The sequence below is a fragment of the Vibrio sp. Vb1127 genome, assembly GCF_033338735.1.
GTDB classification, from domain to species: Bacteria; Pseudomonadota; Gammaproteobacteria; order Enterobacterales; family Vibrionaceae; genus Vibrio; species Vibrio alginolyticus.
The window spans coordinates 40,180-59,934 of the sequence record NZ_JAWOTF010000021.1; the positions used below are offsets into that span (position 1 = coordinate 40,180).

The 19,755-nt window shown below is 43.5% G+C and carries 25 protein-coding genes; 18 read left to right on the plus strand and 7 right to left on the minus strand.

The annotated features are described in order from the left end of the window. Positions 1-12: 12 nt before the first annotated feature. Together R7H07_RS19995 and R7H07_RS20000 are read right to left on the minus strand one after the other, a co-directional pair. Positions 13-1,344, minus strand: a complete 1,332-nt coding sequence (locus R7H07_RS19995; RefSeq protein WP_017820535.1) for a sigma-54 interaction domain-containing protein — start codon at positions 1,342-1,344, stop codon at positions 13-15. Further along, entirely contained in the window at positions 1,344-2,363 is a 1,020-nt protein-coding gene (locus tag R7H07_RS20000) for an OmpA family protein (RefSeq protein ID WP_169629140.1), read from the minus strand. Before R7H07_RS20000 ends, R7H07_RS19995 begins: the two co-directional genes overlap by 1 nt. Positions 2,364-2,742: 379 nt before the next feature. On the opposite strand from R7H07_RS20000, the gene R7H07_RS20005 reads away from it, so the two are divergent. The 9 genes from R7H07_RS20005 (at position 2,743) to lafA (ending at position 10,953) form a co-directional block, all read left to right on the plus strand. After that, positions 2,743-3,561: a FliM/FliN family flagellar motor switch protein gene (locus R7H07_RS20005; protein WP_005375039.1), complete on the plus strand. Its 819-nt coding sequence runs from the start codon at positions 2,743-2,745 to the stop codon at positions 3,559-3,561. After that, a complete protein-coding gene (fliN, locus tag R7H07_RS20010; RefSeq protein ID WP_005375038.1) occupies positions 3,558-3,929 on the plus strand; it encodes a flagellar motor switch protein FliN in 372 nt (123 codons plus the stop codon). The genes R7H07_RS20005 and fliN overlap by 4 nt, the downstream gene beginning before the upstream one ends. Positions 3,930-3,947: 18 nt before the next feature. After that, the gene (gene fliP / locus R7H07_RS20015; RefSeq protein WP_005375037.1) at positions 3,948-4,706 is read left to right on the plus strand and encodes a flagellar type III secretion system pore protein FliP; all 759 of its coding nucleotides are present in this window, start codon (positions 3,948-3,950) and stop codon (positions 4,704-4,706) included. 12 nt (positions 4,707-4,718) lie between these two features. Continuing rightward, complete coding sequence (gene fliQ, locus R7H07_RS20020) at positions 4,719-4,988, plus strand: flagellar biosynthesis protein FliQ (RefSeq protein WP_005375036.1); 270 nt, start codon at positions 4,719-4,721, stop codon at positions 4,986-4,988. Further along, positions 4,988-5,764: a flagellar biosynthetic protein FliR gene (fliR, locus tag R7H07_RS20025; protein ID WP_005375027.1), complete on the plus strand. Its 777-nt coding sequence runs from the start codon at positions 4,988-4,990 to the stop codon at positions 5,762-5,764. The genes fliQ and fliR overlap by 1 nt, the downstream gene beginning before the upstream one ends. Further along, a complete protein-coding gene (flhB, locus tag R7H07_RS20030) occupies positions 5,761-6,888 on the plus strand; it encodes a flagellar biosynthesis protein FlhB (protein ID WP_005375025.1) in 1,128 nt (375 codons plus the stop codon). The genes fliR and flhB overlap by 4 nt, the downstream gene beginning before the upstream one ends. A 31-nt stretch (positions 6,889-6,919) precedes the next feature. After that, positions 6,920-9,010: a flagellar biosynthesis protein FlhA gene (gene flhA / locus R7H07_RS20035; RefSeq protein WP_005375024.1), complete on the plus strand. Its 2,091-nt coding sequence runs from the start codon at positions 6,920-6,922 to the stop codon at positions 9,008-9,010. 19 nt (positions 9,011-9,029) lie between these two features. Then, positions 9,030-9,800 carry an EAL domain-containing protein gene (locus tag R7H07_RS20040; protein WP_005375023.1) on the plus strand — a complete coding sequence of 257 codons (771 nt, stop codon included), beginning with the start codon at positions 9,030-9,032 and terminating at the stop codon, positions 9,798-9,800. A gap of 301 nt (positions 9,801-10,101) precedes the next feature. Beyond that, the gene (lafA, locus tag R7H07_RS20045) at positions 10,102-10,953 is read left to right on the plus strand and encodes a lateral flagellin LafA (protein WP_005375019.1); all 852 of its coding nucleotides are present in this window, start codon (positions 10,102-10,104) and stop codon (positions 10,951-10,953) included. Between the two features lie 70 nt (positions 10,954-11,023). On the opposite strand, the gene R7H07_RS20050 is transcribed toward lafA, so the two are convergent. Further along, positions 11,024-11,311: a hypothetical protein gene (locus tag R7H07_RS20050; RefSeq protein WP_005375016.1), complete on the minus strand. Its 288-nt coding sequence runs from the start codon at positions 11,309-11,311 to the stop codon at positions 11,024-11,026. A 416-nt stretch (positions 11,312-11,727) separates the two neighbouring features. On the opposite strand from R7H07_RS20050, the gene fliD reads away from it, so the two are divergent. From fliD to R7H07_RS20095, 9 genes are all read left to right on the plus strand, one after another. Further along, positions 11,728-13,074 (plus strand): flagellar filament capping protein FliD, encoded by a 1,347-nt coding sequence (gene fliD, locus R7H07_RS20055; protein WP_206959478.1) that lies wholly within the window; start codon positions 11,728-11,730, stop codon positions 13,072-13,074. A 32-nt stretch (positions 13,075-13,106) separates the two neighbouring features. Continuing rightward, positions 13,107-13,493, plus strand: coding sequence for a flagellar export chaperone FliS (gene fliS / locus R7H07_RS20060; protein ID WP_005375014.1), 387 nt, complete (start codon positions 13,107-13,109; stop codon positions 13,491-13,493). Next, positions 13,477-13,797 (plus strand): hypothetical protein, encoded by a 321-nt coding sequence (locus tag R7H07_RS20065; RefSeq protein ID WP_005375013.1) that lies wholly within the window; start codon positions 13,477-13,479, stop codon positions 13,795-13,797. The genes fliS and R7H07_RS20065 overlap by 17 nt, the downstream gene beginning before the upstream one ends. Beyond that, positions 13,794-14,867, plus strand: coding sequence for a flagellar hook-length control protein FliK (locus tag R7H07_RS20070; RefSeq protein WP_182038061.1), 1,074 nt, complete (start codon positions 13,794-13,796; stop codon positions 14,865-14,867). Before R7H07_RS20065 ends, R7H07_RS20070 begins: the two co-directional genes overlap by 4 nt. Positions 14,868-14,889: 22 nt before the next feature. Beyond that, positions 14,890-15,390: a flagellar basal body-associated protein FliL gene (gene fliL, locus R7H07_RS20075; protein ID WP_005375011.1), complete on the plus strand. Its 501-nt coding sequence runs from the start codon at positions 14,890-14,892 to the stop codon at positions 15,388-15,390. 12 nt (positions 15,391-15,402) lie between these two features. Further along, entirely contained in the window at positions 15,403-16,131 is a 729-nt protein-coding gene (locus tag R7H07_RS20080; protein ID WP_005375008.1) for a FliA/WhiG family RNA polymerase sigma factor, read from the plus strand. Positions 16,132-16,141: 10 nt separating this feature from the next. After that, positions 16,142-16,999, plus strand: coding sequence for a flagellar motor stator protein MotA (gene motA, locus R7H07_RS20085; protein ID WP_005375006.1), 858 nt, complete (start codon positions 16,142-16,144; stop codon positions 16,997-16,999). Next, on the plus strand, positions 16,999-17,994 hold the full coding sequence (locus R7H07_RS20090) for a flagellar motor protein MotB (protein WP_005375003.1): 996 nt from the start codon (positions 16,999-17,001) through the stop codon (positions 17,992-17,994). The genes motA and R7H07_RS20090 overlap by 1 nt, the downstream gene beginning before the upstream one ends. A 77-nt stretch (positions 17,995-18,071) precedes the next feature. Next, the gene (locus R7H07_RS20095) at positions 18,072-18,359 is read left to right on the plus strand and encodes a hypothetical protein (protein ID WP_005375002.1); all 288 of its coding nucleotides are present in this window, start codon (positions 18,072-18,074) and stop codon (positions 18,357-18,359) included. On the opposite strand, the gene R7H07_RS20100 is transcribed toward R7H07_RS20095, so the two are convergent. The 4 genes from R7H07_RS20100 to R7H07_RS20115 form a co-directional block, all read right to left on the minus strand. Then, positions 18,356-18,574, minus strand: coding sequence for a DUF6500 family protein (locus R7H07_RS20100; protein WP_065275490.1), 219 nt, complete (start codon positions 18,572-18,574; stop codon positions 18,356-18,358). The genes R7H07_RS20095 and R7H07_RS20100 overlap by 4 nt on opposite strands. Positions 18,575-18,584: 10 nt before the next feature. Beyond that, positions 18,585-18,962 (minus strand): PH domain-containing protein, encoded by a 378-nt coding sequence (locus R7H07_RS20105; protein ID WP_086047234.1) that lies wholly within the window; start codon positions 18,960-18,962, stop codon positions 18,585-18,587. 112 nt (positions 18,963-19,074) lie between these two features. After that, on the minus strand, positions 19,075-19,290 hold the full coding sequence (locus R7H07_RS20110; RefSeq protein ID WP_005374999.1) for a TIGR02450 family Trp-rich protein: 216 nt from the start codon (positions 19,288-19,290) through the stop codon (positions 19,075-19,077). Positions 19,291-19,428: 138 nt separating this feature from the next. Next, positions 19,429-19,755: HPP family protein (locus R7H07_RS20115; RefSeq protein WP_318128768.1), on the minus strand; the 327-nt coding region annotated here is incomplete at its 5' end.

Consider the following 19,755-nt stretch of genomic DNA (forward strand, 5'->3'; position numbering starts at 1 on the left):
TTTTTTCTCCTATTAGGCAGCCGAGCCTAGTGCCGACTGTAAATCAATACCATGTTCTCGCATTGCTGCGAGCTTGTAGCGTAGCGCTCGAGTAGAGACTCCAAGCGCGTTTGCGGTTTTCGTTCGGTTTCCACCAAACTGACGTAACTTTTCCAAAATAAACTGATATTCAGCTTGCTTCTTCGCTTCTACATGACCAAAACTTGCAGTTGGCTCTGCTGTAGGAACTGACGCGACAAGCTCAATAGGCAGCATCAGGTCATGGGCTGTAATGTAATCACCATGACGCATGACCAAAGCGCGTTGAATGACATTTTCCAACTCACGAATATTGCCCGGCCAGTGATACTGACTCAGCGCACTAATCGCATCTTGGGATAGGTGACAGCGGCTGCTATCTTGATACTTTTCAATAAAGAATTGGCTAATCGGTAGAATGTCCTCTTTTCTTTCACGCAAAGGCGGCCAGTGCAGAGGCAGCACATCTAATCGATAATAAAGATCTTCACGGAACGTGCCTTTTTGAACTTCCTCACGTAAGTCTTTGTTGGTTGCCGCAATAACACGAATATCGAGCTGAACGGCTTTATGGCTACCAACACGTTCTACTTCACGCTCTTGAAGGACGCGTAACAATTTCGCTTGAACCGCAGGTGACATTTCACCAATCTCGTCAAGCAGAATCGTCCCGCCATTTGCTTCTTCAAACTTACCGCTTTGAGAATTTGTCGCTCCGGTGAACGCGCCTTTTACATGACCGAATAGCACAGCCTCTAACATTGACTCTGGAATGGCGGCACAGTTAACCGCCACAAATGGACCATTGATACGCGGAGAGTGCTCATGCACATATCGCGCCAGCACTTCTTTACCCGTTCCCGATTCACCTGTAATAAGCACACTCGCGTTAGTACATGCTGCACGATGCGCTAATTGCAGAACTTGTTTGCTTCTCCAAGACTCCGCAACAATGTTGGCCATTGGCTTACCTAACGCTTCAACACGTTTAAGCAGATTAACCAACTGATTAGATTCAAATGGGCGTAATAGATAATCAGTAGCGCCCGCTTTCATCGTCTCAGCAGCCAAGATGCCTTGTTCTTGGTCGACAATCGCAATAACAACACCCGAATTTCGCTGCTTTTGGTGACACGCGACAAACTCACGAACACACATATCCGGCAGCGTAGAGCTCACTAAAGTGATTTCTGCTCGCTCTTCAAGCAAAGCGCCTCGACCAGTACGAGTGTGTTTCGCGGTGTAACCTGCATTTTGCAACACATCCAATACTGGTTGAGCAAGAGCTTCATTTGGCTCAACCAACAAAATTTTCGTTTTCGTCATCATTGAACCTTAACTTTCGTTTGTTGATTTTGTGATTGTAGATCTGGGTGGTGCTTCGTAGCCGTATACTCGTTGTCCCTCACTAAACGCAGGGTGACACGTCGGTTTTTTGCTTGGCCATTAACCGAGTTATTGCTGGCAATTGGGTAACGCGAACCATGAGCTCGTGTTTCGATCATCGACTCGTCGACCCCAAGCTCAATCAAAGCATTGGTGACTTGCTCTGCTCGAGTACGTGACACAGAAAGGTTCGTTAAACTTGAACCAACGTTATCGGTGTGACCGTCGATGAGGATTTTGGTCACTCGATCATCCACAGATACATAGCTATACAGCGCTTCTAGTGTTGCTTTCTGTCCACGACTTAACGTCTTCTGACCAAACTCAAATGAGAGCGCCATATCCCTTGCCTCTGAAAAAGACAATTTAGGCAATCGCGCGCGACACGCATTAAATGATTTCAATGCGTTTTGAATTTGAAGAGTAGGAATCACAATCTCTGAAACAGAGGAAGCATTACTTCCTTTAAGTGACAGCGTCACCCAGCTACCCAAAGCAATTGAATCCATGAATTCTTCAGCGCCTTTATTAAAGATGAAACGCTGAGACGGCTTAGTAAATTCAAGGGAACCAAATTCTTTTCTATAAAGCTCATCACCCCAAGGAGCATTTTGAGTTGTTAAAGCAATCGTTTTCCATTTATTGTTTTCATATTCTATATCGGAAATAAAATAGAATTTATTATTAGGTTCCGCTAGGAAATAAAACTTCCCATAGTCTTTATTTGATTGCAACAAGTTGCATTTGAATTTATTTCCCTCATATGTCCATTTAGAGAGGTCCATAGGGATTGTTAAGACTTCTTCTGAATATGACACTTTTGAAAAAATAAAACTGATAACAATAATTGTGTTACAAATTATCAAACGGACATGATTCATGTATATCTTACATTCCCATGACTTAAACCGTTTAATTAAATATGCCACCAAGCCGAGAGAACTGGCATAGCTAATCATTTTAATTACCTATTCTGAATATTAAAATTGGTTACAAAACGCTCAAGAGAGCACGCTTAGCCTCCAACGGAAGCTTTAAGCATAAAAAACAGTATCTTATAATTTATTTATTTGAAGTTGTTGTTACGCCATAAAGGCAATTTAAAAAATCTATAACAACTAAAACGCTCAACATTGTTATTTTATTTATTAAGCGATTTATAAAGAAAACTAACTCTTTTTAAATTTCATTAAAAGATTATGACTATATGAACAAAGCAACATGTGAACTAAAGTCACAATCTTAGAGTTTGGAGCTAAAAGATCATTAAAATTTCTGTGTAGACTACACGCCATTAAGTTAAAACACTTTCGATTGTTAACGCACGGTAAAATATAAATGGAAAATAGAGTTAGCGAGCCTATTTCTGATAGTCAACTACTTGATGTAGAATTATTAGGCAAACCTATTCATATCATTCGTGAGAAGCTCGATAATTTAATTTCAGAATCTTGCTCAAACCTTACGACTGAATTACAAAATTGGCTCAGCACAGGAAAAGTGGAAGCTAGCTTAACCTCAGTAGACTTGCACCGCTTTACATCGGTTGAGATGGACAAAGAGCAAACGTCGACCTATCAACATCAGGAAGGCGGCATGGTATTCATCCATGGTAACCCTCACACGCTCATAAAGTTGGCTGATAGATTTTATGGTGCAAGTGCAGAGCGCTCAGCCGCTACTCTGACGGCCAGTGACTTACGTTTACAAGAGCGCATCAGTCGAATCATCATCGGTTGGCTTGCTCCTGGTGAAATGTGGGACACGGGTGAGTATGAGACCCCTAGAGGTATTGGCATTAACGTTCAATTAAACATTGCGTTTGACGATCATCAAGGCTCAATTCATCTCAAGCTAGATGGTCATCTTATTCAAACGCTAATCGAGCAGCTTGAACTGCAGCCTGATACCGATTTGTTTCAACCTTTCTGTCGTTCTTTAGAGACGACCCCCGTTCGACTGAACGTTGTTCTAAGTAAAAAGAAGATGCCTTTAAGTGATGTGGTTGGCTTACAACCCAACGATATTTTACCTATTGAGCTTCTTAACACGGTTCCAGTAAGCATTGGCAACCAATCTCTATTTACAGGTCGTATTGCCGAGCAAGACGGCCAACTTGTTTTGATCTTTAACCCTGATAAGGAACCGCAGCGATGAGCGAAGCGCTAGAAACTAATGCATTCGACGCAGAAGAACTGAACTTTGATGATTTTCAATTAGAAGACTTTGAAGCCGAAGATACGCTCCAACAAGAACCAGCCACTGCGGAACGTGACCTTAGCTTTTTCAAAAGCATTCCTGTCACAGTCACGCTGGAAGTTGCGAGTAAGGAGATCCCACTTGGGGACTTAATGAAAGCGGGTGAAGGCACGGTTATCGAGTTGGAAAAGCTCAATGGCGAGCCTTTAGACGTGAAAGTAAACGGTTCTCTTATGGGCCACGCTGAAGTTGTCGTTGTCAATGATAAGTATGGACTTCGTCTGATCGATGTACATGACTCTGCATTGAGTGGCGTTGGTCAATAATCTTAGGTAGGCATCACAATGAAAAATCTGAGCGCTTGGCACCGTTGGTTACCTCTTTTGGTATTGGTGTCACTTTTGTTTGCTTTCCCAACAATGGCGGCTGACAACGGCTTAACTATCTTGTCCGTTTCTGATGGCGACACACAACAAGAATACAGCGTTAAACTGCAAATTCTGTTGTTGATGACGGCGCTCAGTTTTCTTCCAGCATTTATTTTGATGGCGACGAGCTTTACTCGAATTGTCGTTGTCCTTGCGATTTTGCGCCAAGCTCTTGGTCTTCAACAAAGCCCACCTAACAGAGTGTTGGTCGGGATCGCTCTCGCATTGACGTTACTGATTATGCGCCCTGTCTGGAGCGATATTTATGAAAATGCGTTTCAGCCATACGACAACGGCGAAATCACGCTAATACAGGCTTTTTCTGTTGCAGAGAAACCAGTGAGAGAGTTCATGCTGGCACAGACGCACCAAAGCTCTCTTGAACAAATGTTACGTATTGCCAATGAGCCTCTCGACCAAAACGTTGAGGATATTTCATTTGCCGTTGTCTTGCCTGCATTTGTCATTAGTGAACTAAAAACCGCCTTCCAAATTGGTTTTATGCTTTTCATCCCGTTTTTGGTCATCGACTTGGTTGTCGCCAGTGTCCTGATGGCAATGGGTATGATGATGCTATCACCTTTAATTGTCTCACTTCCCTTTAAGTTGGTGGTATTTGTACTCGTGGATGGTTGGGCAATGACAGTTGGCACCTTATCTGCCAGCTTCGGTTAACTAGGAGCAGTTATGACCCCAGAACTAACCGTAACGTTATTTTCCGATGCAGTATGGCTGATCATTTTGATGGTTGCCGTATTGGTTGTTCCAGGCTTAATTGTCGGTTTGTGTATCGCCGTATTTCAGGCTGCCACACAAATCAACGAGCAAACACTCAGCTTTTTGCCACGTTTGCTCGTTACCTTATTAATGGTGATTTTTGCAGGTCACTGGATGCTACGTAAGATCATGGAACTGTTTGATTTCTTGTTCCACAACATACCAGGGATGATTGGCTAATGGCCATCACATTTGCAGAGCTCTCGGCGATACTCGGTCAACTCTGGTGGCCGTTTTTTCGTGTGGGAGCCGTATTTATTTCAATGCCTTTCTTTGGTGATGCAATTATTCCTGTTTGGGTTCGTACTTTACTGGCCCTCTCGATCGTTGTCATTACTGGACCGTTAATGCCACCCATGCCACAAGTCGAGTTATTCTCTATGACTTCCCTGTTCCTTGCTTTTGAGCAAGCTATTTGGGGAGTAATGTTTGGGTTAATTTTGCACATGCTCTTTAACGTTTTCACCATGCTTGGCCAGGTGATTTCTCTGCAAATGGGCTTAGGTATGGCGATGATGAATGATCCTATTAACGGGCTTTCTGTCGCCATTTTGGGACGCATATTTCTGATTTTCTCAACCTTGTTGTTCCTCGCGCTAGAAGGACACTTACTCGTCATAGATATCGTGATTCAAAGCTTTGTTGTTTGGCCGGTCGGATCTGGTATCACATCGCTTTCTCTGCAAGGTGTTGTCAATATTTTCGGTTGGATGTTTGCCTCTTCACTCGCTTTGGCTTTGCCCGCTATTGTTTCCATGCTTCTAGCCAACATCAGTTTTGGTGTAATGAACCGAGCCGCACCATCACTTAATGTCTATGCGTTAGGTTTTCCTATGACGATGCTGCTGGGTCTATTCAGCGTATTAATCTCAGTTTCTGGTGTTCCTGGTCGCTACACGGCGCTCGTTCACGACACCATTAGACACTTGAGTAACTTTATGTTGGGGGGAGCATGAGCGATCAATCTTCTCAAGACAAAACTGAAAAAGCCTCACCGCAGAAGGTAAAGAAAGCCCGCCAGGAAGGACAAATTCCTCGCGCGAAAGAGTTTACTACTGCGGTAATATTTCTAGCGGTGGCGCTCTACTTTTACTCTCAGCTTAATAGTATTTGGGAAAGCATGTCGGGGATCTTTCGCTACAACATGATGCTGACGCGAGCCGACCTAGAAAATCCTAAACAACTTGTCGAGCAATTGGGACAAAGTTTAGCGGTCATCATCGACATGCTATTACCATTGTTTACCGTCATTATTATCGTGACCTGTGGTAGTAGCCTTGTGCTAGGCGGCTGGATGTTCCGTCCCGCGAACGTGATGCCAAAGCTCAGCAAAATTAATCCTTTGAGCGGGATAAAGCGCATTTTTTCGACCCGCTCAGTGGTTGAGCTCTTAAAGTCAACGTTCAAAGTAGCCGTGATATTCGGCATCTTATATGGCTATTTAGACAACCACTTACAGCCATTACTTGGCATGCAAAATCTCCCGCTCAGCCAAGGTTTTTCTCTAGTAATGTCAATTCTGTTTGAAGGCTTACTCTTAATGGGCTTCGCCTTGTTGTTATTTGGGGTTATCGACATTCCTTATCAGCGTTGGGAACACCTAAAAGAACTCCGCATGACGAAACAAGAATTGAAAGAGGAATTTAAAAATAATGAAGGTCGTCCGGAAGTAAAGCAACGTATTCGTCAAATACAGCAACAGTTTGCGCGCCGTAAGATCGATAAAATGGTGCCGACGGCTGACGTGATCATCACTAACCCAACGCACTATGCAGTCGCACTGAAATACGAGCCTTCACTTTCTGACGCGCCCTTTGTCGTCGCAAAAGGTGTAGACGAAACCGCTATGCACATTCAACGTATCGCCCGAGAAAACAAAGTGGAAATCATTAACTCCCCGCCACTTACCCGTTCGATTTATCACACGACGGCGATTGAACAAGCAATCCCAAGCCAACTGTACATCGCAGTGGCACATATTCTTACTTACGTTTTGCAATTGAAAGCCTTTCGTAAAGGTGAGGGAAAAGAGCCAATTCCTTTACCTCATTTTTCGATTCCAAAACATTTGCAGCACTGATTAACCCGCGTTTATCCAAGGACACGAAAGTATGCTTAACCGGTTAAAACAACTTCAAACATCAACCAAAGGCTACGTTGGCATTCCAATCGTCTTGCTAATGATATTAGCAATGGTGATTCTTCCTTTGCCTCCTCTGCTACTGGATGCGCTGTTTACCTTTAATATCGTCTTAGCTATCCTAGTATTGCTGGTCAGCACAACCGCAAAGCGACCATTAGATTTCTCTGTTTTTCCAACTATTTTGCTGGTCGCAACATTATTACGTCTCACATTGAACGTGGCTTCTACGCGAATTGTACTCCTAGAAGGACATAATGGTGGTGACGCAGCGGGTAAGGTCATTCAAGCATTCGGTGAAGTCGTCATTGGCGGTAACTACGTCGTTGGTATGGTGGTTTTTGTCATCTTGATGATCATCAACTTCGTCGTAATCACCAAAGGTGGTGAACGTATTTCTGAGGTTTCAGCCCGCTTTACGTTGGATGCTTTACCAGGCAAACAAATGGCAATTGATGCCGACTTAAACGCTGGCCTTATCGATCAGGAAACGGCTCGCTTACGCCGTAAAGAAGTCGCCAACGAAGCCGATTTTCATGGTTCGATGGATGGTGCATCAAAGTTTGTGCGTGGCGATGCCATCGCAGGTTTGTTGATTCTGTTTATCAATATCATTGGTGGTATCAGTATTGGTGTCTTCGAGCATGGACTCGCTGCGTCTGACGCCTTTAAAACTTATGCCCTACTCACAATCGGTGATGGTCTAGTTGCTCAAATTCCTTCACTACTATTGGCAACGGCTGCCGCGATTATCGTTACGCGAATTAATGATAGCGATAATGGCATGTCGGAAACCATGCAAAAGCAATTACTGGCAACTCCTGCAACGCTATTTACTGTCGCAGGTATTATGGCGGTAATCGGTATGGTACCGGGTATGCCACACCTAGCCTTTTTTGCTTTTGCTGGCGCATTAGCGTTCGCAGGGTGGCGTCAAACCAAGAAGCCAGTGCAAGACTCCCAGATTGAAGAGGTCGAAGCACTTTCACAAGCGATGCAAGACGATGATACACCGCTGACATGGGATGATATTCCTCACGTCCAAACATTATCACTTGCGCTTGGTTACCGACTCGTCCATCTAGTCAACAAAGAACAAGGGGCTCCTTTATCACAACGTATCCGCGGTGTGCGTCGAAACCTTTCTGAACAAGTTGGCTTTTTATTACCTGAAGTTCGTATTCGTGACAACCTGAGCCTCAAGCCAAACCAATACACAATTTCTCTAAATGGCGAAGTCATTGAGCAAGGTTTTATTGAACCAGAGCGTTTAATGGCGATAGCGGTTGGCGAAACTTACGGTGAGGTAGATGGCATTTTGGGTAGCGATCCTGCTTATCAGTTGCCAGCTGTGTGGATTGAGCATCAAGATAAAGCAAAAGCACTTAATATGGGTTACCAAGTTGTCGATGATGGCACTGTTATTGCCACTCATATTAGTAAAATCATGAAGACAAACCTTGCAGAATTGTTTACGCACGACGATGTGGAAGCAATAACCCAGCGTTTGACACAACAAGCCCCGAAACTAGCAGAAGCATTAGCAGCAGCACTTAATCCAGCGCAGCAGCTGAAAGTATATCGTCAGCTTTTATTGGACCAAGTGCCACTAAAAGATATTCGCACGATTGCCAACACAATGTTGGAATCCGCGGAAAATACAAAGGACCCGATCCTACTTGCATCTGATGTGCGCTGTGCACTAAAGCGTACGCTTGTTAACTTAATTGCAGGGCAAAAGAACGAGTTAAATGTCTACGCACTGTCTGATGAGTTAGAACAAATGCTACTAACTTCACTGCAACAAGCACAATCTTCTGGTACGGTAACACTAGATAGCTTCCCAATTGAGCCAAACATTCTTGGTCAGTTCCAACAAAACTTGCCATTGATCAGACAACAGCTTAAGCAACAGGGGCTACCTCCGATCCTTCTCGTTATGCCACAGCTGCGCCCTCTTCTAGCGCGTTACGCTCGTACATTTACACAAGGGCTGGCAGTATTGTCTTACAACGAAATCCCAGAAAACAAACAAATCAATGTGGTAGGAAACCTTGGTTAATCTTATTTCAACACATGCGATGTACGAACATTTGGTTGGTCTCGCAGTACAACATATCGTCACGGATGACGATCAATTAGTCTTTGATGCTTTAAAACACAATGATGTCCAACACGCATGCCAAGCAATTAGGGAAGCTCAATCAGGAGAAGTAGAATTCCAACACCTGACGTTGAGATTTGGTATGCGTGGAGAACAAAGTGTCTATCAATTCAAACTCTCTGAACAAATGCAGTACTGCCTGGATTTGTTCAGTCTTTACCTTGCACTAAGACAAACACAATTTCAGTTAGAAGCCTTTCATCACGACTTGATTAGTAATGTTGTCGTGCCGATTCGCGTGGATGCATTACTGTGGGAGCCTGGGGTTTATTTTCTCGAACAGACGATTCAATTCCACTCTTCTGCTTTTCAACATGTGATTCCTTCTCTTCAAGCTGATGAAACGTTATGTGATCGTGATAAAGTCGCCACACTCACCAAAAAGTTAAAAGAGAATGCATATTCACTTTGGTTTGAAGTCGCGACATCGCAAGTGAACTTCGAGCGCGTCGCAGACTTTAGTCCCGATATGATCAAATTGTCAGTCACACTAGAGGATAAAGAAGAAAGACACGCTTTCCTACCTATTGCTAAGTTCTTAAGAAAGCATAAATATACTTGGGTTGCCGGACGTGTAGCGAGTCAAACGGAACTTAACCGCTATCGTTTATTGGGTGCCAGTTATTATTTTGGTTATTTCAGCGATATCCCAACCTCTCTCTCCTTTCAGTCTTTTGATGAGGAATAGTTGAAACTCAACCATTTATATTTAAAACAGCACGATTTATTCGTGCTGTTTTTTTATTTATAACGGATAACCACAAGATCATTGGGCAATAGTTTCTTTAACTTAACTAAAAAATTTAGGCTTATATGATGATTTTCCCGGTTTTCATGGAATACAAATCACTAAAAATCATCAATTTTTATCTTTTTTAGAAATTTTTTAATTTTCAAATTAATCATTAAAGCCGACCGACCGCCTCTAGTTAGTGACAAGGGAATATCCCGAGGCCTGAAAGATATAGTGACTAACTAAGGAGACTAAGATGGCTTTATCAATGCACACTAACTACGCTTCGCTTGTAACTCAAAACACAATGAACACAACAAGCGGACTTCTAAACACAGCAATGGAACGTCTAAGCACAGGCTACCGTGTGAACTCAGCTGCTGATGACGCTGCTGGTCTTCAAATTGCTAACCGTCTAGAAGCGCAAACACGCGGCATGTCAGTAGCAATGCGTAACGCACAAGACGGCATCTCTATGATGCAAACTGCTGAAGGTGCGATGGATGAAATGACAAACATCGTTTACCGTATGAACGACCTTGCTACACAATCGTTGAACGGTTCAAACAGTGCAACAGACCGTGCGTCTCTTAACAAAGAGTTCACACAGCTTACTGCAGAACTAAACAACATCGTAGACAACACTAAGTTCGGTGGTCAAAACCTTCTTAAAGGCGGCGGCTTCGGCGCAGGTGACGTAACATTCCAAATCGGTGCATCTTCTGCTGAAACATTGACTGTAAGCGCAAGCGCAGGTATCGGTGAAATCACTACTATCCTTGCTGATGCAGCAATTACAGATGGTATCGATGACGCGACTAAAGCAAAAGCAGCACTAGACAAAATCAGCGGCGCTGACGGTCTAGTAGAAAAAATTGGTAGCTCTCGTGCAGACTTCGGTGCGAACATCAACCGTCTTGAGCACACTATGGCTAACCTTGGTAACATGGTAGAAAACGTTACAGCATCTAAAGGTCGTATCATGGATACAGACTTTGCAGTAGAGTCTTCAAACATGACTAAGAACCAAATGTTGATGCAAGCAGGTACAACTGTTCTGTCTCAAACTAACCAGCTTCCAAGCATGGCAATGTCACTACTACGCTAATTACTTAGTTAATAGTGCGCTTAATTTAAATCGTCTTAATTATAAAGCCTTCCTATGGAAGGCTTTATTTTTATCTACGAATATAAATAGAGCTCGTATTATCTTTGTGAGATTCAGGCACTCTGAATCCGAATTTCAACATAATATTAAATAAAACCTTATTAAACAGTTCTAATTCTATCGTCTCTAATTTGCTTCCTATTTTACTATCTCTAAGTTCAGGAAAATTGAACTTAGCTTCCTTTAAGATACTAGCTATCTCATCAGAATTGATGCTCTGTTTACTTAATAGTTTTTTGTTAATGAACTCTTCATATGCACGAGCACATTTCATCAATCGCAACGCAAATTCATTCATAACTGACATTCTTTGAAACGTAAAAAATTTAATTTTTAGTGAGAACACTTGCACTTCGCACTATCAAAAATAATATCAGAACGCAATTAATTCACTCTGTAAGAATTATCTGAATCAAGCTGAAGTAAAGGCTGAATATAACGTCTAATTAAAACATCTCTCCTAATTAGAACCGTCAATACAATTAAATATTTTCTTTGTTTAGGTCGCCTTTTCTTATAAGGAAATTACTTTTTCCATGGAGGAAGGCGGAACAAACAAGGTGGAAACACCACTTCCTCCCAAGAAAACAAAATAGCTTTAAACCTTTGTTTTAATTGAATTTAATATACGGCACGTATCTTGCCACTGATAATTAAACTAAGGCGTAGCATTCAAAGTATTCAAGCCAATAAGAGATGAGAGGAGCACACCTCATGAGTTCTTTAGACCCAGTAAAAATGGCAACCCAATTCGCACAATTGGACACAAACCCATTCAAAAACCGTTACCAAGCGCAAGCTAATGTGTACCAGTCACAACTGTCAGCTTTTAATAAAGTTGAAAGCGCACTACGTGATTTTCGTACTGCAATGAAAGAGATGAATAACAGCACAAACAGCATCATCAAAAACAGTGCGACACTCTCTCAAGAAGGTAACTTTACTGCAAACGCGGATGCTAAAGCGCTAACGGGTAACTATCAGATTTTTGTAGAAAAAGTGGCAACGGCGCATCAAGTATCTACAGGTATGCCTGCAGACCTTGAGGCAACGACAGAAGTACCAACTACTGGATCTTTAGAATTCACCATCAACGGTGAAACAATGACTCTAGACTTGTCCTCCGTTGATGTTAATGGTGACGGCACTGCAACGATCAGTGATTTAGCCAGTGCGATTAACAATCACACGGATAACCCTGGCGTTAACGCCACTCTAGTTCGCTCGAATGGTCAAACACACTTTATGCTATCGAGCACTGAGACTGGTGTCGAAAATAAGATCAACGTATCTGCAACGGGTACTGGCCAAGCGTGGTTTGAAGACGCCTTCACCAACCTCAAGCAAATTAACGCTCCGCAAGATGCGGTTATGTGGCTAGGTGCAAAAGACTCAGGCCTGAAACTAACCAACGCAAGTAATACTTTTGAAGGTGTCATCGACGGTGTTGACATTACCGTATCTAAACCGCAAGCCGCGGGAGATTCGCCAATCGGTTTAAAAATTGGAGCTGATAGCGAAGGCACTAAAGAACAACTAGATAAGTTTGTGGAAACCTACAATGCCCTTGTTTCGACTATCGATCAGTACACCCAAATTGGCGGTGAAGATCAGAAACGAGGCGTGCTCGCTAGCGACTCGACATTGCGTTCTATTGAGAGTCAGTTAACGGGGTTAGTCCGAGGTGAACACAATGGTATGCGCCTAAGCGAAATCGGCGTGAGCCTAGACCGCAACGGTAAAATGAAAGTTGATCAAGAAAAGTTCAAAGAAGCTCAACAAACAAACAGCGCAGGCTTAGAGGCGTTGTTTAATGGGGATGACGCTTTGCTAGATTCTCTTGACGCAATGGTAGAGCCTTTCTTGAAGTTCTCATCAGGTACCTTCAGCACGCGTAAAGACGCAATACAGTCAAGCTTAGACCGAATCAAAGATAAACAAACCAATTTAGAGCGTAAGTACGAAATGTCGTACAACCGCTACCTCAAACAATTCACTCAAATGAATTCAATTATGACCCAAATGAACCAAACCATGTCCATGTTTAAAGCTCAAAAATAAGACATTTGGTTCCAAATTTAGGAGAAATATTCATGCTTATGGATTCTGGTTACGATTCGTACCAACAAGTCGATCTCGACGCTCAAGCGGCAGCAGCAAATCCACACCAATTGGTCATCATGTTAATCGATGGCCTACTCGATGAAGTTGAACGTATTCGCGGCCACCTAGCCGCAAATCGTTTGGCCGAGAAAGGGAATGGAATCAACAAATGCATGAACATCTTGATTGGACTAACAAGTGCTCTAGATGATGAAAACGGCGGTGAAATTGCGGAAAACCTACGCCAGCTGTATGACTTCTGCCAAGTCGAACTTTATTACGCTAGCGTGCAAAACGATGCAAATCGCTTGGTTAACGTTGAGCGTGTAATGGGTAACATTCGTGAAGGTTGGATGAATTTTGGACAACAAGCATAAAGTATCGCCAGAGCGATTCCGTCATTTATCTCAGCTCATCCAGTTCGCCGCAAAAACGGCCGATTGGCATGCGCTCAAGCGGTACGACTTGCAGTTGCGAGAGCTTTTGATCAGTCACAAGCCTTTTTTGAAAGATCCTAAGCTTGCACCTGAAATCCAGCGAGCGAAAACAGTGCACGCTAATGCCTTCGCAGTATTAGAGAAGTCGACCAACGAGTTGAAAAAAGAGATGAACATGGTCAATGACCATCAAGAACGCGCTATGGCCTATCAATTAGCAATGACCATGGAGCTAACTCAATGATCATACCTTCTTCAACTCAGCACTCGGGTAATTCGCCAGCTAACAATGAGGGTCACATCAAGCAAGCGAACTCGGTACACGGCTTTTCTCATGGTTTTAAATCAGGGAACAAGCAGAATGGTGAGCAAGACTTTAACTCTGCGTCAGCGGTACCGAGTTTTCACCTTACGGCCTCTACTTTGAACAGCGCAAACAAAGTACAAAGTCATGGTTTTGATACTGATGACCGCTCAGCTTCAGATCCGGATGCCAACTTGACCAGTACACCAGGGTTAACAGAATCGACTGATCTTGCAGCGCAAGCTCAAGCTTTAACCCAGGGTATGATTACCATGGCAGAGAAGCAGGCTGAGAAACTAGGAAAAGCGTCATCTTTAATGGCTGCGAGCGAAGTTAAGTCTGTTACTCAAGATTCGTCTAACGCTATGTTAAACACATCATCAAAACAAGATGTGAAGCAAAGTCTGCCGACTTCATCGAGTTCGCGTTTGCCTATCTCCGGTGCTGAGTTTCAAACTCTTTTGAATCAACCTGTTCAAGGGCAACCAACCGCATCTCTACTTCAAGCACAAGCTCCTACAACACAACCTGCACATTCACCGGTTGCGACGAGTCATGTTCAAGCTCAAGGCTCTGAGTGGGCAGCGGTGCGTGTTGATACCACTGCCGGAAAGTGGGGGGAGCAAATGATGCAAGTTTTACATGATCGCGTGACGCTCCAAGCTCAACAAAATGTACAAGAAGCAAAAATCCGCCTAGACCCACCAGACTTAGGGAAATTGGATTTACTTGTACGTGTTGAAGGTGACCGATTGAGTGTCCACATCAACGCCAATGCCGCAGCAACACGAGAAGCTTTAATGCAAGTTTCGGAACGATTGCGTACTGAGTTACAAGAGCAAAACTTCGTTCATGTCGATGTCAATGTTGGCTCTGATCAAAACCAAGGTCGAAATGACCCACACGCAAACGAAGAAGACACCAATATTTTCGCCGCACGAGAATCTGGTGCATTCCAAACCACGACAACAACTAACTATTCAGAACACTGGCTAAGCACTCAAGCTTAGTGAATCTTCGAGGAAAAAGGTTATGACCAAACAACAAATGATCGCCCTGTTTATCGCCATGATCATCACCAGTGCCCTCGTTTCGGCCGTCACAATTATGGGCGGAATCTGGTACTTAAACAAACACGCTCAAGAGTCACCTGACTCTGGTTCACTGATCGAAGACTCTCCACTGTCTTTTTTGGTCACAGAACAACCGACAAGTAAAGGTCCTAGCTTCCATCCTTTGGACAAAGTCGTTTTGACCGTTAAAGGCAAGAAACAGACTCACTTTGTGATGCTAGAACTGGCAATTGAGACACGCCGCCCAGAGCGTATCAAAGAGATCGATGAATACATGCCTATGGTACAAAACTCTCTATTAAAACTGTTTAGCGACAAAACGTTTGATCAGTTACAGCAAGCGGGTGCCATCGATATTCTGCAAGACGAAGTGAAGCAAACGCTTCTACTCGCTTTTGCTAAAACAGACATCGTCCGAGAAATCGACGATGTTTTGTTGACTAAATATGTTGTGCAATAACGGAGCACAACCATGTTAGACATGAATGTACAAGACACTTACACCACAGAAGAGGAAGTGACAACACCGTCACGACCAATTGATGAAAACGCATTGCTACAACGTCATCAGGTCATGGTAAAACGCGTAGTTAACCAGCTGCGCGTTCATGCCACTTCTCACTGTAGTATTGAAGATATGCAGCAGATAGGCCTTATCGCTCTAGTCGAGGCTGGACGCCGATATGGCGATGTTGACGATCCTCACTTTCCTGCTTTCGCCGTTTGTCGAGTTCGGGGAGCTATTTTAGACGAATTACGCCGACTAGATTGGCGTTCACGTAAGACTCGTCAACAAGCCCACGAGCTCAACGACGTGACTCGAGATCTCACTCGAACGTTAGGTCGAATGCCAACGGATGCCGAAATCATCCAGGCTTTAGGGACGAATGAGCAAGATTATTACAACCGTCAAAATGCCGCTCTCGCAGGCGAGATGCAAAGCCTTGATCAACTGATGGAGAGCAGCGGTGATAGCTACATTGGCGGACAATACGATGGCATGGAACATGAACATATTCGTCGTAGTTTAGACAGTGCTTTGGGGAAATTACCTAAGCGCGATCAACTGCTCCTGACTCTGTTCTATCAACATGAACTCAACTTACACGAAATAGCTCTGGTATTGGATCTGACACCACCTCGTATATGTCAGCTTCACAAACAAGCGCTGAAACAACTCAACCAATTAATGTCCTCTTAGGAGTCACAAGATGCAAAAGTTTTTTGGAGTGCTCACTATCCTGGTGTGCGTCTTCGGTGGATATATGTGGGCCGGTGGTAGCTTAGGTGCTATCTGGCAGCCAGCCGAATTCCTTATCATTATTGGCGCCGCTGCTGGTTCTCTGATCATCGGTAATCCGCCTCATGTACTGAAAGAAATGCGTCGCCAAGTGCCAGCGACCATTAAAGGTCCAACAGAAGAGCATGAGTACTACATGGAATTAATGGCACTACTCAACAACTTGCTAGAGACAGCGAGAAACCGCGGATACAAGTTTCTGGATTCTCATATTGAGGCTCCGGAGCAAAGCTCTATGTTCCTCGCTTACCCGACGATCGCAGAAGATCATCGCCTAATTTCTTTCATTACTGACAATTTACGTTTAATGGCAATGGGACAGATGTCGCCTCATGAATTAGAGGGACTGCTAGAGCAAGAAATCGAAGCAATACAGAACGAAATGCTTTTACCTTCACGCTCACTACAGCGTACAGCAGAAGCACTACCTGGCTTCGGTATTCTTGCAGCAGTTGGTGGCATCATTATCACCATGCAAGCTATTGATGGCTCAATCGCTATGATTGGTTATCACGTTGCGGCAGCTCTCGTTGGTACATTCATTGGTATTTTCGGTTGTTACTGTGGCTTAGATCCACTAAGTAACGCCATGGCTCAGCGAGTAAAACGTAATATGACTGCTTTTGAGTGCGTTCGTGCAACCTTGGTTGCCTACGTAGCGAAAAAGCCGACATTGCTCGCCATTGACGCTGGTCGTAAACATATTCAGCTAGACATCAAACCAACATTCAACCAAATGGAGAAGTGGTTAGCTGAACAGGAGGGATAATGCAAAAACAAGAGCATGTAGTGTTCAAACGTGCCAAAGTATACAGCCATGATGAGTCGTCTCATGGCGGCGCGTGGAAAGTCGCGTTTGCTGACTTCATGATCGCCCTAATGGCGCTGTTTCTTGTACTTTGGGTTATGCAGGTGGTAGACAAAGAAGAGCGTAAAGCGATTGTTGCCCACTTGCATAGTTCAAGCGTATTCGACAAGAGTTACGGCAACCCATTTGATACGTCACAAAGTATTTCTCCTATCGACTTGGCACAGGACTCTTCTGTGCCAAGTAAACACAACTCCAACCATGTGGTAAGCTCTTACTTCAAAGGTGATGGGGATGGACCAGAAATTGATTCTTTGATTCCTGGTAACTTCGATACTCAAGAGCAACTTGCCGCACTAGCGAAAGTAATTGAGCAAATGACTGCCCAAATTAATGCGCAGGGAAATGTAAACGTCACGGTGACACCACAAGGTTTGCGTATCGTCCTTCAAGATGATTACAAACAGCATATGTTCAGCCGTGGTGGTGCAGAACTTACTCCTTTTTTTGAAGATTTACTGCTCGCACTAGCACCTGTATTTCATCGTGTTAACAACCCTCTGATCATCAGCGGACACACAGATGCAATTCCATTTAAAAAGCGTTTTGGTCGTCAATCTAACTGGGCGTTATCAGCCTCTCGAGCAGACGTAGCAAGAAATACGTTAGTTGAAGGTGGTATGCCGGATGATAGAGTAATGCAGGTAACGGGTATGTCAGATAGAGCGCTGCTTAATCCTGATGAGCCAGATTCTAGCGAAAACCGTCGTATTGAGCTGTTTGTTTTAACGACTCCTGCCGCTAAAGTGCTTGAGACCCTTTTTGGCAACCACCAAGAAAGCGAACTGCAAAAAGCGAAAGATAAGGCTGAATTCAACCAACCAGTCATTCGTCAAGAAGTCATCAATTACTCCGGCGATACCGCCACCAGCGAAGTAAAAATTCAAGAATTATAATCTTAAAAGGTCACCACTCTGATGGTGACCTCTCTAACCAAAGCCTCTGTTACTGTGACTTTTTAGTTGAGTTCTATATGCACATAACATCATCCGAAAAAAGAAAAAGCGACTTACTGAAGAAAGCCTTTTTATGGCTCATTGTCTTCGATTACCTTTTATTGGCGTTTTTCTTAACTCAGCTATCAAGTATGACACTAAACAGCGGAACCATGATCAGCTTGTTACTTGTTGTTTATAACGTCTTACTTGTTTCGCTATGTTTTCAACGAACCAACAAGCAGGACTCTTACATTATCTACCCTGTTTTGTCCGCAACGTTATTAGCATTTGTCTGCTTTCTTTACTTCTTTTTTTTAATTTAGCTCCCCGACTCGACCATTGATTTTATTTTTACTGCTTTTTCGAAGTGGTCGAGCTGATGAGTCTGAATCCACCACGTAGCCGCTTCCATCAACAGCTCTGGGTCGTCATTTTTATTAGCGAAAAACGCATAAAATGAGAGACCAACCAATTCACCTTTACTCGCGATCTTTTTGTCACAGATCTCTATAATTTTGTCTCTCAGCGAAGCTCTCATTTCTAATCCCTTAACCTAGTACATACTCACTAACCATACGGTTGAAAGAAATCAAATCAAACGAGCCTTTAATTTCAAAACGCACTCTTCCCACCTCACTCATGAAGAACTCGATTTCACAATCCAAATCAAAAGTACCAGAGGTCTCGATAGAAAATGCATTGATCTTACTGTAAGGCAAAGAAGTGTAATCCACTTTTGAGCCGGTAATCCCTTGCACATTTGCCGCTATCACTCGCTTGTTCGTAAACACCACTTGGTCACGAACTGTTTTAAAAGCAGCGAAAATAGTCTCACCATCAATCAAGAACTTAAGGAAGTCTTCTCTGGCACTAGAAACGTCAATCGGCTTAAGCTTAAATACAGAGGAATTGTCGAAATCAATCATAATTAATCCTTTGAGTGGGCGTTAGAACGAATTATCAACGTATCAGATAGCACCACTTTTGCCTACTCGCAACGCACGTTTCTGCTTGATTCGCCCAACAACAAAGCGTCACTCACTTCCACCCTTGCATCCATTGCTCAGAGTCTTTTAGGTCTTGCCAGTTCATCTCTCGGTCGCGTTTACTCATGACTGCCTCGATGACACATCTCACAACGTTACCATCTTCATCTAGTTCCATTTCTGTCACGACAAAATGCTTCTCTTTGTTTTTAGGTGAAATTGCCGTCCATTTACTGTGCAATAGTTTCTTAGGGTGGATTCTGTTCATCGCATTGTACCAATTTAACTACCATGTTGATGTATACGACTGAATACCAAGAGAGAATCAGATTTTGTTTTTGCAAACCGACAAAAGATAAAACCGCAAAAGAGATCACTCCCTTTCGCGGCTCTAACTACAATCCGACTAGGTCTTCTGACCATTCAGTCGAGGGTTTAGGTACTGATTTTGTAGCAACTGTAACCCTTTACCGACCAGAACAATCACTACCGCGCCAATCAGGACAGGCGTGAAGAGAAAACTCCATCCCTGCCCAGACGCCATGATCAAAATTGGATTTGCACCCGCAGGTGGATGAGTGGTCTTCGTAATCAGCATCGCAGAAACACCTAGCCCCGTCGCAATCGCGAGCGTGACCGGCGTGACGTCAACATACTGGCTAAACGCAATACCGATAGATGCCGTAATGAAGTGACCAATGATAACGTTTTTTGGTTGAGCGAGAGGGCTGCT